This is a genomic window from Micromonospora thermarum (genome assembly GCF_012034245.1).
Taxonomy (GTDB): domain Bacteria; phylum Actinomycetota; class Actinomycetes; order Mycobacteriales; family Micromonosporaceae; genus Micromonospora; species Micromonospora thermarum.
In genome coordinates this window covers 1-14,171 of record NZ_JAATEO010000056.1, presented here as the reverse complement: position 1 = coordinate 14,171, position 14,171 = coordinate 1, and the positions used below count along the sequence as shown (strand labels likewise).

Here is a 14,171-nt window from a genome sequence, read left to right as displayed (position 1 = left end):
AGACCACGCCGCAGTCGGGGTGCGGCTCGTGCACGCCGAGGACGTGGCCCTCCAGGCCGCGCGCCAGAACGCCGGGGGTCTCGGGGCGGTGCCGGCAGGTGCCGCGCAGCTGGCGGGTCAGCCCGCCGGCGTCGACGAGGTCGCTGTCGACGCGGACCTGCGTCGCCCACGGTGCCGTCCGCTACCGCATCACGGTGGGGCGGCGCATCGGTTCAGCCGCGCTGGTCGCGAACGGACTACACGCACGCACCGACGGCTTCACCTCCCTTGCGGTGCTGCTCGGTCCCGGCGGCGCCGCGCTGCGCTGGCAGTGGGCACACCCGGTCGTCGGGCGTACGGTCGGCCCCTGCACCGCGCCGACGAGCCGGCCACCGTTCCGCGACTCGCCGGCCACCAGGGCAATCTCGAAGAAGAGCCGGCGTAACCGGCCGGGCACAATGGGCGCATTCTCGTGCGGCAATCCGCCGGGCGATGTGCTGCTCGCCGGAGGCGCGCGTGTACCTTCCGACCCTGGCCCCCCTCGCCGACTCGCTGGCGTTGAGCGCCCTCGTCGCCGGGCTGCCGATCGTCACGCTGTTCCTGCTGCTCGGCGTGGTACGGGTACGGGCGTGGCTGGCCGCGCTCGGCGCGCTCGCCGTCGCCCTGCTGGTGTCCATCGTGGCGTACTCGATGCCGGCCGGGCAGGCGCTGCTCACCGCGAGTCAGGGCGCGACGTTTGCGCTGTTCCCGCTTGCGTGGACGTTCGGCACCGCAATCTGGATCTACCGGATGACCGTGACGAGCGGGCACTTCGACGTGCTCCGGCGCTCGTTTGCCCGGGTCAGCGACGACCAGCGTGTGCAGGCACTGGTGATCGCGTTCTGCTTCGGTTCACTGCTGGAAGGGCTGGCCGGCCAGGGCACCCCGGTTGCGATCACCACGGTGATGCTGCTGGCGCTGGGCTTCCGTCCGATGAAGGCGGCCACCGTGGCGCTGGTGGCCAACACCGTGCCGGCCGCATTCGGGCCGCTCGGCCTGCCGATCACCACGCTGGCACGGGTCACCGACCTGCCGGCGGGCGACCTGGGCGCGATGACCGGGCGCCAGGTACCGGTGATCGCGCTGTTCGTTCCGCTGCTGCTCGTCGGCGTCGTCGGCGGTCGGCGAGGGCTGCGCGGGACCTGGCACGTGGCAGTCGCCTGCGGCGTGTCGTTCGCGCTGGCTCAATTCCTCACGTCGAACTACTTCTCGGTGGCCCTGGCCGACATCGTCGCCGGGCTGGTCAGCGCCGTGGTCGTCGCCGTGACCGCGCGGGTGTGGCCGCCTCGGCGCAACGATGACCAGGTGACCGACGCCGCGTCCACCGGAGAACCGGCAGGATTCTGGCCGACGGCCGCGCCGGGAAGCCGGATGGACCGCGCGGTGGCCCTCGCCAGCCGCACGGCGGTGGCCCCGAACCGGCCGGACGCCCCGGTCGAAGTCTGGCGGGCGTACGCCCCGTACCTGGTGATCGTGGCGATTTTCGGCTTGTCGCAGGTGCCCGCGATCGCGGACGCGCTCAACGCGGTCACCGTGACCTTCGACTGGCCGGGACTGCACCTGCTGACCGTATCCGGCATGCCGTCGTCGTTGCCGGTCTTCCGGTTCAACTGGCTCTCCTCGACCGGCACGCTGCTGGTACTGGCCGGCCTGGTCACGATGGTGATCCTGCGGGTCACCCCGCGCGCCGCGCTCGTCGCGTACGGGCAGACGTTGGCCTCGCTGCGCTGGGCAATCCTCACCGTCTGCGGGCTGCTGGCGCTGGCATTCGTGATGAACGGCAGCGGGCAGACCGCGACGCTGGGCACCTGGATGGCCGGTGCCGGTGGCCTGTTCGCGCTGCTCTCGCCGGTACTTGGCTGGCTGGGTGTGGCGCTTACCGGCTCGGACACGTCGTCCAACTCGCTGTTCGGCGCGCTCCAGGTCACCGCCGCGCAGCGCGCCGGCCTGGACCCGGTGCTGCTCGCCGCGGCCAACGCGTCCGGCGGCGTGGTCGGGAAGATGATCTCGTTGCAGAACCTGACGATCGCGGCGAGCGCGGTGGGGCTGAGCGGCCGCGAGGGCGACCTGTTCCGCCGCATGTTCGGCTGGAGCGTGGTGTTGATCTGCGCGATGGCGTTGCTGGTCGGCTTGCAGGCGACCCCGGTGCTGAGCTGGATGGTGCCGTAGTGGCGACCGCAGTCGCTCCTCCGGGATGTCCCGGGCGATGCCCAGCGGGAGGGCATGTTGAGGTCGTGCAGCGTCAGGTCGGCCAGCGTCAGGGTCGTCGATTATTATTGGCAGAAGACCGTCACCAGCAGCGCTCGGCGGCTGCCGTCGGCAGACTCGAATGTCACCACCGACCGGCGCCCCACGCGTCGTCATACGCGTCAGCGACGCCAGAACTGGCGAGGCGCGAATCCCTCACGTCTCAGCCAGTGCTCGGTATAGACAATCCGCTCCGCTTCAACGACCACGAGTGTGTCCTCGGGCGGCTCGGACAGTGGTCGCCCCCGCTCGGCGTGCTCGTTTTCCCATCGGAACGCCGTCCAGCAGTGCACGCGGTCGGGACGCTGCGGGTCAAGCACCCTGGCAGTTCCGAACAGTTGGGCGCCGCGGCGGTGAAGAGCACCGCGAAGCTGAGCGGGTAGTAGCGCACCGAGCAATCGGCTGATGCGGTTACCTGGGCGTGAGTTGCAGTTCGCCACGAACGACGATCATGGATTCGTGGTCGACGTCGCCCCTCGGACACTTCCACGTAGCATCTGTGCGACGTATGACGTGCCGGTGGTCGAAGGCACTTGACCACCCGAAATCACGTACCGTGACCGTGCCCGGAGGGTGCCTCGTCGTCAGGCGAGGTGGGTCATGACGGCACGATCAGCCGACTCGGTGATCCCGGCAGTCGTCCCGTCAGGCCGGTCGAGCAGCCGAGGTGAACGGGCGGCGCAAGCGATCAGGCGGCCGCCGCTGCCGCTAGCACGGCTAGCTGCTGCTCGCGACGGCGGCACGGTGTATGGCCTGGCGACTCTTGACAGTCGTGGCCGTGTCGCTGACCGAACTGTCATGACTGCCCTCGGCTGGGGCCCCGGTCTGCGGCTGAGCATCAAGGAGCACGGCGGTCTGATCTTCGTCGGGGCCGACCGGCAGGGCGTCTTTCACGTGACGAAGCAGGGTCATGTCCGGCTGCCGGCCGTGGTCCGGCAGTGGTGTGGCCTGGTGGCCGGTGACCGGGTGTTGCTGGCTGCGGATCCGGCCATTGGCCGTCTGGTGCTTCACCCACCGGCCTCGCTCGATGTCGTGGTCGCCACGATGCACGCCGAGGTCATCAAAGGTGACAAGGCATGAGCGCTGGCATGGCGGGCAAGGCCGAGCTGGATGCCGCTCGGCTGTTGCTGGCCCGGATGGGCATCTCGCCTGCAGACCTCGTCGAGGCCGCAGCGGCTCGTCCGCTCGCGCCGACGTTCGCCGAGTATGTGCCGGTGGTGGCGGGGGCGGTCAGCGCCGGCACGAGACGGGCGTACGGCTCGTACTGGAAGCGTGTGGTGGAGCACTGGGGTCAGCGGCGTATTGATGAGCCGACGCCGTCGGAGATTGAGCGGTTGGCGGAGTACGTCAAGACGCATGTGGTGGCCCGGCGTAACGCGCGGGGTGGGCGTAGCGCGGCGGAGCATCTGATAGCGGCGTTGCGGTGCCTGTATCGGCGGGCGGTCGCCGACGGGCTCTTGTCGGAGGCGGACAACCCGGCGTTGAAGGTGGCGAAGCCGCGGCGGTTGCCGAGCACGCGGCGGGCGTTGGCGGATACCCGGTTGGCGGAGATCAACGAGGTGGCGGCGGCCACGGGTGATGATCCGGCGTTGGACAGTCTGCTGCTGCGGCTGCATTCCGAGACGGCGTGCCGTCGGGGTGGGGCGTTGGCGTTGCGGCCGGTCGACCTGGACCCGGATCAGTGCCTGGTCCTGTTGCGGGAGAAGGGTGAGACGGTGCGGTGGCAGCCGGTGTCGCCGACACTGATGCGGTATCTGCAGCGGCATGCGGAGCAGCGGCACACCGCCGAGACGGGCCCGTTGTTCCGGTACCGCAGTGGGCAGCCGATCACCTACCGACGGTACGACCACTTGTGGGTGCGCATCGGTGAGCACCTGCCGTGGGTGCACGCGCAGCAGATCAGCACCCACTGGTTGCGGCAAACCACGTTGACGTGGGTGGAGCGGAATCGGCTACGCCGTCGCCCGCTCGTACGCCGGTCATTCCGGCAGCGGCGGTGATGTCGGCACCACCGCTACCTATGTTCGGGCGACCATCCACGAGGTAGCCGCCGCGCTGGCGGCACTCACCAGTGAGCCGCATCCGCTCGCGTGACATTGGCTCGTGTGGGTCCCGACTACGGTTGGGACCCACCCGGTCGCAACAGCTGCGGCTGCTAGGATCGGCACCACCAAGGCGGTGGACGAGTCGATGGTAAGCGGCGAGCCCGTTCCCGTTCTCCGCCGCTCCGGCGACACGGTGATCGGCGCGACCATCAACGGCACGGGGGCGCTGCGTGTACGCGCCACTCGGGTGGGAGCCGACAGCATGCTCGCGCAGATCGTGCGGCTGGTCCGGCAGGCGCAGGCGTCCAAGGCGCCGATCCAGCGCCTGGCCGACGCCGTCTCCGGTTACTTCGTTCCCGCGGTCATCGCCCTGGCGATCGCCACGTTCGCCGTCTGGTTCGTCGTCGGCCCGCCGCCGGCGCTGACGCTGGCCCTGGTCGCCGCCGTCGCTGTGCTGATCATCGCGTGCCCGTGCGCGCTCGGCCTGGCCACCCCACTTTCGATCATGGTGGGTACCGGTAAGGGTGCCCGCGCCGGTATTCTCATCCGCTCCGCTCAGGCGCTGGAGACCGCGCACCGGCTGGACACCGTGGTGCTGGACAAGACGGGCACGGTCACCGCCGGCCGGCCCGCGCTCACCGACATCAACACCACCGGCTCTCTCAGCGAGGAGGAGTTGCTCGCGCTGGTCGCCGCGGCCGAGGCCAACAGCGAGCACCCGCTGGCCGCGGCCGTCGTCGCCGGGGCTCGCGCCCGCGGCGTCGCCCCGGCCGCCGCCGCCGACTTCGAGTCCGTCACCGGCAAGGGCGTGCGGGCCACCGTTACCGGACGGCGGGTGCTGGTGGGGACCTCGCGGCTGCTGACCGAGGCCGCCGTGCCGATCGACGGGCTCAGCCCCATCGCGGCCGACCTGGCGAACCGGGGCAGGACGCCGATCCTCGTGGCGGTGGACGGCAGGCCGGCCGGGGTGCTGGGCGTCGCCGACACCATCAAGGAGGACTCCGCCGCCGCCATCGCCGCGTTGCACCGGCTCGGCATCCAGGTGGTCATGCTGACCGGCGACAACGCCCGCACCGCCGCCGCCGTCGCCACACAAGTCGGAATTCCACGGGTCCTGGCGGAGGTGCTTCCCGAGCACAAGGCCGACGAGATCCGCCGCCTGCAAGGCGAGGGGCGCCGCGTCGGCATGGTGGGCGACGGCATCAACGATGCCCCCGCCCTGGCTGCCGCCGACGTCGGACTGGCCATCGGCACCGGCACCGACATCGCCATCGAGGCCGCCGACATCACCCTGATCTCCGGCTCCCTCGCGGGTGTGGTCACCGCCGTAAGGCTGTCCCGGGCGACCATGCGCAACATCCGGGAGAACCTCTTCTTCGCCCTCGCGTACAACGGCCTCGGCATCCCGGTTGCGGCCGGCTTGCTCTACCCGCTGTTCGGGTGGCGGCTCTCGCCGATGCTCGCCGCCGCCGCGATGGCCCTGAGTTCCCTGTCCGTGGTGGGCAACGCCAACCGGCTGCGCCGCTACACCGTCGCGCCGCTGCCAACGGTCACGAACACCACCGTACAGCCGCAGGTCGAGACGGCGACGCTTCAAGCTGGCACGCCCACCGCGACCACCGCAGCCGGGAATGCCGGCGAATCCGACACCGCGACGCGGGTGGACCCGGTTTGTGGAATGAACGTCGATGCCGCCACAGCTCACGTCCGGCACCGCTCCGACGACTCCGCTGTCTACTTCTGCTCCGCTCACTGCGCCTCCACGTGGGCGGCGCGATCCGACCCAGGCACCCCGGCCACGGTCGGCGACCACCGCGCCTGATCACCCGAGGAGTTCGCCGTGGCTGAGACCGCCTACGGGCTTTGGCCCCTCGTCGTGCTGAACACCGCGCTGTTCGGGCTCTTCGCCGCGAGCTTCTTCCACCCGCGCAGCGGGCGGGACTGGCGGGCCATGGGGGCGTTCACCGCCTTCCTGCTGGCTCTGTTCACCGAGATGTACGGAGTCCCGCTGACCGTCTACCTGCTCTCCGGGTGGCTGGGCTCCCGCTTTCCGGCCCTGCAGCCGACCCACGCCGGTGGGCACCTGTTCAACGACCTGGTGGGCTGGACCGGGGATCCGCATCTGAGCCCGTTCCACCTGGCCAGCTACCTGTTCATCGGTGCAGGCTTCCTGCTGATCTCGGCGGCGTGGCGGGTGCTGCATGAGGCGGCCCGCACCGGCCGGCTCGCCGTGACCGGCCCGTACGCCCGGGTCCGTCACCCGCAGTACGACGGCTTCCTGCTGATCATGATCGGCTTTCTGCTGCAGTGGCCGACGATTCCCACTCTGGCCATGTTCCCGGTCCTCGTGGTGGTCTACCTCCGGCTGGCGCGGGCGGAGGAACGGGAGGTGGCCGCCCGGTTCGGCAAGGCCTGGCTCGCCTACGCCCACCGGGTACCAGCGTTCGTTCCCCGGCCCGGCCGGACCCCGTCCACCCCGTCGCTCGACGAGCCGGTCCACCGACAGCAGCCGGGGGGACGGTAGTTGCACCCGGCGCGACCTTGAAGAGGAAACCCACGTGCCGTGACCGACCTCACCGCCACCGTTCGACGATACGTCCACGCCCGATGAGAGAGTCTCCTGCGACCCACCTCCACTCCCATTCCACGCCCGCGCCGGTCGCCGAACCGCGGAACCGCATCCCCGGGAGGCTGCGCACCGTGTGGAGCGGTTTCGTCGGAGCTATCGGCGTCGTGCTCGGCCTCGCTCCGCATCTCCTGCACCACGTGGGGGCCCTGGCCGGAACGGCGCTGGTTGCCGGAGCGGGTGGGACTGCCCTGTTCGGCGCCCTCGGCCTGGCCGCCTCGGTGCCCATGCTGTGGCGGCTGCGTCGCCGCTTCAACAGCTGGTGGGCACCCGGGATCGCGCTGGCGGTGTTCGCAGCCATGTTCTCCCTGTCCGCCTTCGTCGTCGGTCCGCTGATCAGCGGTGGCGCGGAAGAGTCCCCCGGGGGTGGTGTCACTCCGGCCCCGGCGCCGAGTGAGCACAGCGGCCACCACGGGTCCTGACTACCTCGACCAGAGGACAGCCTTGAACGGCGACGATGGTCAATCGCGCGCTCCTGCGGTCCGGGGCGCGGGTTTCGGTGCGAGGGTCACGCTCTGTCCGCTGCTGATGCTCATGGCTGGGTGTCCGGCAACGCGGACGGTGGCCGGTTGGACGTTGCAGGGGGACGCTGTCAGGGTCAGATCGTGCTGGGTGACGGTGAGGTGCAGTTGGTGGCCCCGGTAGGTGAGCAGGGTGTGCAGGCTCGTCATCTCGCGCGGCAGCTGGGGGTTGAGCCACAGCGCGTCCTGACGTATTTCCAGTCCCAGGTAGCCGCGCTCGGCCAGGTCGAGCGTGCCGGCCATGGCGCCGAGGTGTATCCCTTCACGCGTGGTGCCGCCCGGGGTGTCGCTGATGTCGGCGGACAGCGCCTGGGTGAAGAACCGCCAGGACGCCGCACGGTCGGTGCGGGCCTGCACCCAGGCGTACACGACGCGGCACAGTGTGGATCCGTGGCTGACTCGCTTCACGTAGTACTCCACCGTGCGCGGCAGCGCCTGCCGCGGCCACTGGTAGCCCAGTCCGGCCAGCAGGTCCCGCAATTCCTCAGCGGAGAGCAGATAGAGCAGCATCAGCACGTCCGCCTGCTTGCCGATCTGGTAGCGGTTGGGGGAGTCATCCTCGGCGGCGAGGATGAGATCGAGCCGGCCGGCGTTGCCGTAACGGGCGGTGTAGCCGGCAATGTCGAACTCGCGAAGATCGGCGTATCCGTCGAACTGGCTGATGACCTGCTGACCGTGAAACGGCACGTACATGCGGGTGGTCATGTCCCGCCAGCGGGCCAGTTCCTCCGCTCCCACACCGAGCGTCTCCGCCGGGTTGGTGTCGTCGTGACAGGCCAGCAGATCAACGACCTCCAGCGCACGGTGCAGCAGCCACACCGTCATCACATTGGTGTAGGCGTTGTTCGACAGTCCGGGGATGTCGGTGTCCGGATAGCCGTCGTGGAACTCGTCGGGGCCCATCACTCCGCTGATCTCGTACCGCCCCGTCGCCGGATTCTCGCGGGCCAGATCGCCGAAGAAGCGGGCGATCTCCAGGATGAGTTCGGCCCCGTGGGTGCGCAAGAAGTCGCGGTCTCCAGTGGCCTGGTAGTACTGCCAGACCGAGTAGGCGATTGCGAGTCCGACGTGCCGCTGGAGAGACGAGTGGTCGGGCATCCACCGGTTGGTGCGCGTGTTGAACAGCTCGGTCGGGGTCTCGTCACGGCCGTCGCTGCCGGACTGCCACGGGAACATTGCCCCCTTGCACCCGGCCTCGGCTGCGGCGCGTCGGGCGGCGTCGAGCCGCCGCCACCGGTAGAGCAGGAGGGCGCGACTGGCCTCGGGCAGGTGCAGGACGAGCACGCGGTGCACGAACACCTCGTCCCAGAAGACGTGGCCGCGGTAGCCCTCACCGTGCAGGCCCCGCGCCCCGACGCCCACGTCGAGGTCAGCCGGGAGTGCCGCGGTGGAGGCGAGCAGATGGAAGGCGTGCAGGTTCAGCGCCACAGGTGGTGGCCCACCCTTCGTACGCATCTCGACGTGGCTGCGTTCCCACAGCCGCCGCCACGCATGCACGTGAGCGGTCAACAGCTCGTCGAAGGACCGCGCTCGCGTCACCGCCTGCCGCGCGGCCAGCACCGGTTCGCTTATGGCCCGATCACGGGAGGTGTAGAAGCTGGCCGTCTTCTCCACCCGTACCGGCTGGCCCTGCCGGACGGGGACCAGGTACGTCTCCGCGGGCCGGGCGGTGGCCATGCTGACGTGCCGCTGGACGGTGCCTGGCACGCCGGGCACCGCCACCCGGGTACGCGTGGCCACGCCGATCGCCACCTGTGACTGGCTTGTCCGCACGCGCAGCCACAGCCCGGCCGGATCGTCGTTTCCCTGGCCGTCGGCGTCGAGATGACGGGCGGCGAGGGGTGCGTACTCGGCGACCTGTCGATTGGCGACCCGTCCATCGATGGCCGACAACACATGCAGGACGCCCGACCAGTTCTCCGGTACGAAGGTCATCTGCAGGGCGGCCAGATGCGGTTCGGCCATCGACACCAGCATCCTCGACACCACTGTCGTCGCCCGGCCGTCACCGTCGACGTGCCGGTAGCGGCGGTGAAGAACGCCCGCCCGCAGGTCGAGGCTCTGTCGGTGGTCGCGGGTCGCCGGCCCGTCGGGCTCGACCCACCGGTCCTCGTCGATGCCCCATTGCAATGCCAGCCAGTTCGGCAGATTGACCAGGCTCTCATCCTCGTGAACGTGGCCGTGCAGCAGGCTGCGCAGCCGGTTGAACACGCCGGCGCTGTACGTTCCCGGATAATGCACCGGCCCGGCCTTCGTCTCCGGTGCGGCGCCCCGGGTGGCCAGGTAGCCGTTACCGATCGTGCAGAGGGTTTCCCGGATCCCCTCGCCCTCGGGATCCACGCCGGTGTAGTCAAGCAACCACGCCGCGGACCCGACGCTCGCCTCGGTCGTCTGGCGGATCTGCCACCAGCGGTGCCGCGCCGCGTTCTCGTCGAGGGTGACGGCGTCCAATCCGCTGAGTACCTCGTCTGCGCCGTGCCGGCGTAGCTCACCCACGACGGCGCCGTTCCGGTCGACGCCGGCAACCAGCCCGAACCCGGCCCGACAGGCCGCCTCCGCGCCCGCCACCGTAGCGGTGAAGATCGCGACCCGGGCCGGATGCACAGCCAACATGCCGGCCGCTTGCAGGAGCATGTCCGGGGTCGGGTGGAGGTCCAACCCTGTCAACTCTTCGTTGTCGACGTCGACGACGGCGGTGACCAGACCCTCCAGCCCCGCCGCCACTGTCCCGCAGCCGTGTCGGCCCAGCGCCACCACCGCCGTGGACAACCCCAGATCCCGCAGACGCCCGATCAACCGCATCCCGTCCGGGAACGCCGTCAGATCCTCCGCCCGGCCGTGCCCTGCCACGCCGCCGTCCCACAGCACGACGTCAACGTCGAACAGCACCGCGTCGAGCCGTTCGATCGGCAGACGGACCCTCGCCGGTCGGGCCTGCTGGGCCTCAGTGCCGCTCGTCACGTCCCGCCACCAGCCAGGTGCAGTCAACCATCCAGGGCGCGTACCCGGAAATCGGCGCCGATACCGCCTGGTGGCAACCAGCTCCGCACTGGTCCGAATTCGGTGACACTGGGCCCGGAGGCGATGACCGTGAACCACGACGACGAGCACCACCCGCCCCCGGGGCAGCGGCCAGGCGCCCGACACGCCGGCCCGGGCGCTCACGGTGATGGTCCCCACCGCTCGCACGCCGGTGGACATGGGGGTCACGGCGCTGACGGTGGTGGGCATCAGGGCCCGCGGGAGAAGCACGCCGGTCACGACCCGGAGGCGTTCCGCCGCAAGTTCTGGGTCTGCCTGATTCTGACGATCCCGGTCATCCTCACCAGCCATCTCGTGATGGACTGGCTGAACTACTCGCTGGACTTTCCCGGGATCTCCCTGGTCGGCCCCGTGCTCGGTTCGATCGTGTTCTTCTACGGCGGCTGGCCGTTTCTGGTCGGCGCCGTGCGCGAGGTGCGCGACCGGGCGCCCGGGATGATGCTGTTGATCGGCCTGGCGATCACCGTGGCCTACCTCGCCTCGGCCGCGACCAGTCTCGGCGTGTTCGACCTCGACTTCTGGTGGGAGATGTCCGCGCTGGTGACGATCATGCTGCTGGGTCACTGGCAGGAGATGAAGGCCATCGGCCAAGCCCGGGGAGCCCTCGCTGCGTTGGCCGAACTGCTGCCGGACGATGCCGAACGGATCAGCGCGGATGGCGCGGTGCAGCGGGTGAAAGTGTCGGAGCTTCGGGTCAAGGATGTGGTCCTCGTGCGCCCCGGTTCCCGGGTTCCCGCTGACGGACACGTCACCGACGGCCGCGCCGACGTCGACGAGTCGATGATCACCGGAGAGTCGCGGCCCGTGCCACGCGGCGTCGGGGAGCGGGTGGTCGCGGGTTCCGTGGCCACCGACTCCGCGATCCGGGTGCAGATCGACGCGGTAGGCGAGGACACCGCTCTGGCGGGCATCCAACGGCTCGTCGCTGAGGCGCAGGCGGCCGGTGGGCGCGCCCAGGACCTCGCCGACCGGTTCGCCGCGTTGTTGTTCTACGTCGCCACCGCCGTCGCCATCATCAGCCTCGTCGTCTGGGCTGCCATCGGTAACCTCGACCAAGCTGTGGTGCGCACCATCACCGTCCTGGTGATCTCCTGCCCGCACGCCCTCGGCCTGGCGATCCCCCTCGTCATCGCGCTGTCCACCAGCCTGGCCGCCAGCAACGGCATCTTGATCAAGAACCGGCTCGCGTTGGAGCGGATGCGCCACGTCGACGTCGTCCTGTTCGACAAGACCGGCACGTTGACCAAGGGCGAACACACTGTCACCGGGGTCGCGGGCGCCGGCGGGACCAGCGAGGATGAGGTGCTGCGGCTGGCGGCCGGCGTGGAAGCCGAAAGCGAGCATCCCCTCGCCCGCGCCATCGTCAAGGCGGCGAAGGGGCACCGCCAGCCGGCGACGGCCACCGACTTCCAATCCCTACCCGGCCGGGGCGTGCAGGCCAGCATCGACGGCACCCGGTACGCCGTGGGAGGACCCGCCCTGCTGCGCGAACAACAGATCCAGGTGCCCGACGACCTTGCCAGGGCGGCCGACAACTGGTCCCGGCGCGGTGCCTCGGTGCTGAACCTGGTCAAGCTGGACCGAACACCCCAGGTGCTTGGCACGATCGCGCTCGAGGATGCGGCACGCCCCGAGGCCCGAGACGCCATCCAGCAGCTACGCGAGCTCGGGGTGCAGAAGATCGCCATGATCACCGGGGACGCCCGGACGGTCGCCGAGGCAGTCGCCGCCGACCTGGGATTCCGGCACGGCGTCGACGAGATCTTCGCCGAGGTGTTGCCGGCCGACAAGGACGACAAGGTCAGCGACCTGCAGTCCAGAGGTCTGACCGTGGCGATGGTCGGGGACGGGGTGAACGACGCCCCGGCACTCGCTCGCGCCGACATCGGCATCGCCATCGGCGCCGGCACCGACGTCGCGATCGAGTCCGCCGGCGTGATCCTCGCTTCCTCCGACCCACGCGGCGTCGCCAGCACTGTTCGCCTGTCGAAGGCGTCGTACCGGAAGATGATCCAGAACCTGGGCTGGGCCGCCGGCTACAACGTCATCGCCATTCCCGCCGCCGCGGGTGCCTTCGCCTGGGCCGGTTTCGCGCTCAGCCCCGCCGCCGCCGCCGTGCTCATGTCCGCGTCCACCATCGTGGTCGCCCTCAACGCCCAAACGCTGCGCCGCGTACAACTGGCACCCGAACAGAGGTAAGCACTCCGGCGACCACCAGAACGTACGCCTCGATCTTGGAGCATGCCTGCAGATCAAGAGGTCAGTGCTGTGCTGATCTCCTTGCGGGTGACCGTCGCGACCCTCAACGTGAGCGCCTACAACTCCTTGGTCAGGCGTCTGGCTGACGGGACTTGTGCCGGGGGCTGCGCTACCTGACAACGTTGCCGGGCGATGAGCCGCAGCCCAACGGCCCGCCCGTAGGTCGCGACCGGACCAGGGGTGACGGTGACTTGGCCGTCATCCGGCTGCCTGCATGTGCGTGGTGTGGCCCTGCCTTCCTCGGCCGGAGTCGGTCAGGTGACGCGGCGGAAGCCCGCGATAGGTATGTAGTTGATGCCGAGCACGTTGACCGGTTTGCCGGCTCGCGGCGCATGCACCATCAAGTTGTTTCCCACGTACACGCCCATGTGGTGCAGGTCGTTGTAGAAGAAGATCAGGTCACCCGGGCGGGCGTCGGCCCGGGACACCGGCCGCCCCTCGTTCCACTGGGCACCGGTGAAGTGAGTCAGGGAAATGCCTGCTGCCTTGTACGCGTACTGCGTCAGGCCGGAACAGTCGAACGCGTCCGGACCGGCGGCGCCCCACACGCGTCAGGCTCGGTGCTGACCAGCAGGGGAGGGCGCCACATATGTCGTCTCAGGTCTCGCCCTGACTGACGTCCAAAGCCCACCGCCAACTCGGCGTCGAGACACACTGTCTCCGCCAACGGCATGCTGTTCGACTATCGACTCTGCGTATCATTGCGGGCGTGCCCAAGCTGTGGACCGCGACGATCGACGCACACCGCGCCGCCGTGCGGGACGCCGCCCTGAATGCCATGGGCGAACTAGTGGCCGAGCACGGGCTGGTCGCCCTCACGATGTCGCAGATCGCCGAAAAGGCCGGTATCGGCCGGGCGACCCTGTACAAGTACTTCCCCGACGCGCAGGCCGTTCTCGCCGCCTGGCACGAACGTCAAGTCACCGCACACCTCGACCAGCTCACAGCCGCTGTCGATCCTGCCGCCCCCGCAGTCGCGCGTCTGCAAGCCGTCCTGCACACCTACGCGCAGATCCAGCACCACTCGGCGAGCCATCACGGCGGGGAACTGGCCACGCCACTGCACCACAGCGACCATGTGGACCGCGCGCGGCAGCGGCTTCACGACTTCGTCGAAGCTCTGATCACCGAGGCCGTCCACGCGGGCGACGTCCGGGATGATGTGGCGACCGACGAGCTGGCAACCTACTGTCTGCATGCGCTCACCGCGGCCGGCAACGTAACCAGCCAAGACGGCGTTCACCGCCTGGTCGCCGTCATCCTGACCGGGCTCACCGCCTCGTGCCCTAGCGTGTCGGCTTCGTAGTCAATCGCTGGCTGGAGCACACCGGCTCCCGTCCCCGCTGACCCGCCAAGTTGGCTGGCACGCACCTGGCGGGCTACACCTGGCCCTCTCCTCGGCGCGCACTTATG

Annotated in this window: 9 protein-coding genes and 3 pseudogenes; 8 read left to right on the top strand and 4 right to left on the bottom strand. The window is 69.8% G+C overall.

The features are described from left to right. Window positions 1-181 (bottom strand): annotated as a pseudogene (locus tag HCJ94_RS30640) (cobalamin biosynthesis protein CobW); the annotation flags it as partial. A 314-nt stretch (window positions 182-495) separates the two neighbouring features. Between HCJ94_RS30640 and HCJ94_RS28325 the strand changes: the two are divergent. After that, the gene (locus tag HCJ94_RS28325) at window positions 496-2,187 is read left to right on the top strand and encodes an L-lactate permease (protein ID WP_168004075.1); all 1,692 of its coding nucleotides are present in this window, start codon (window positions 496-498) and stop codon (window positions 2,185-2,187) included. 200 nt (window positions 2,188-2,387) lie between these two features. Here the strand turns inward: HCJ94_RS28325 and HCJ94_RS30635 are convergent. After that, a pseudogene (locus HCJ94_RS30635) lies at window positions 2,388-2,621 on the bottom strand (pyridoxamine 5'-phosphate oxidase family protein); the annotation flags it as partial. 442 nt (window positions 2,622-3,063) lie between these two features. Between HCJ94_RS30635 and HCJ94_RS28315 the strand changes: the two are divergent. The 5 genes from HCJ94_RS28315 (at window position 3,064) to HCJ94_RS28295 (ending at window position 7,358) form a co-directional block, all read left to right on the top strand. Further along, window positions 3,064-3,345, top strand: coding sequence for an AbrB/MazE/SpoVT family DNA-binding domain-containing protein (locus tag HCJ94_RS28315; RefSeq protein WP_168004074.1), 282 nt, complete (start codon window positions 3,064-3,066; stop codon window positions 3,343-3,345). Beyond that, window positions 3,342-4,265, top strand: coding sequence for a tyrosine-type recombinase/integrase (locus HCJ94_RS29750; protein ID WP_240944585.1), 924 nt, complete (start codon window positions 3,342-3,344; stop codon window positions 4,263-4,265). The genes HCJ94_RS28315 and HCJ94_RS29750 overlap by 4 nt, the downstream gene beginning before the upstream one ends. Before the next feature lie 103 nt (window positions 4,266-4,368). Beyond that, on the top strand, window positions 4,369-6,132 hold the full coding sequence (locus HCJ94_RS28305) for a heavy metal translocating P-type ATPase (protein WP_309227470.1): 1,764 nt from the start codon (window positions 4,369-4,371) through the stop codon (window positions 6,130-6,132). A gap of 18 nt (window positions 6,133-6,150) precedes the next feature. Further along, entirely contained in the window at window positions 6,151-6,834 is a 684-nt protein-coding gene (locus HCJ94_RS28300; RefSeq protein WP_168004072.1) for a methyltransferase family protein, read from the top strand. A gap of 176 nt (window positions 6,835-7,010) precedes the next feature. Then, the gene (locus HCJ94_RS28295) at window positions 7,011-7,358 is read left to right on the top strand and encodes a hypothetical protein (RefSeq protein ID WP_205802056.1); all 348 of its coding nucleotides are present in this window, start codon (window positions 7,011-7,013) and stop codon (window positions 7,356-7,358) included. Window positions 7,359-7,397: 39 nt separating this feature from the next. Here HCJ94_RS28295 and HCJ94_RS28290 read toward each other — a convergent pair whose 3' ends face one another. Then, window positions 7,398-10,418, bottom strand: coding sequence for a glycosyl hydrolase family 65 domain-containing protein (locus HCJ94_RS28290; protein ID WP_168004070.1), 3,021 nt, complete (start codon window positions 10,416-10,418; stop codon window positions 7,398-7,400). Window positions 10,419-10,541: 123 nt separating this feature from the next. On the opposite strand from HCJ94_RS28290, the gene HCJ94_RS28285 reads away from it, so the two are divergent. Beyond that, window positions 10,542-12,698 (top strand): heavy metal translocating P-type ATPase, encoded by a 2,157-nt coding sequence (locus HCJ94_RS28285; RefSeq protein ID WP_168004069.1) that lies wholly within the window; start codon window positions 10,542-10,544, stop codon window positions 12,696-12,698. A 314-nt stretch (window positions 12,699-13,012) separates the two neighbouring features. Here the strand turns inward: HCJ94_RS28285 and HCJ94_RS28280 are convergent. Beyond that, a pseudogene (locus HCJ94_RS28280) lies at window positions 13,013-13,306 on the bottom strand (C40 family peptidase); the annotation flags it as partial. 161 nt (window positions 13,307-13,467) lie between these two features. On the opposite strand from HCJ94_RS28280, the gene HCJ94_RS28275 reads away from it, so the two are divergent. Beyond that, on the top strand, window positions 13,468-14,064 hold the full coding sequence (locus HCJ94_RS28275) for a TetR/AcrR family transcriptional regulator (protein WP_168004068.1): 597 nt from the start codon (window positions 13,468-13,470) through the stop codon (window positions 14,062-14,064). The last annotated feature ends 107 nt before the right edge of the window (window positions 14,065-14,171 follow it).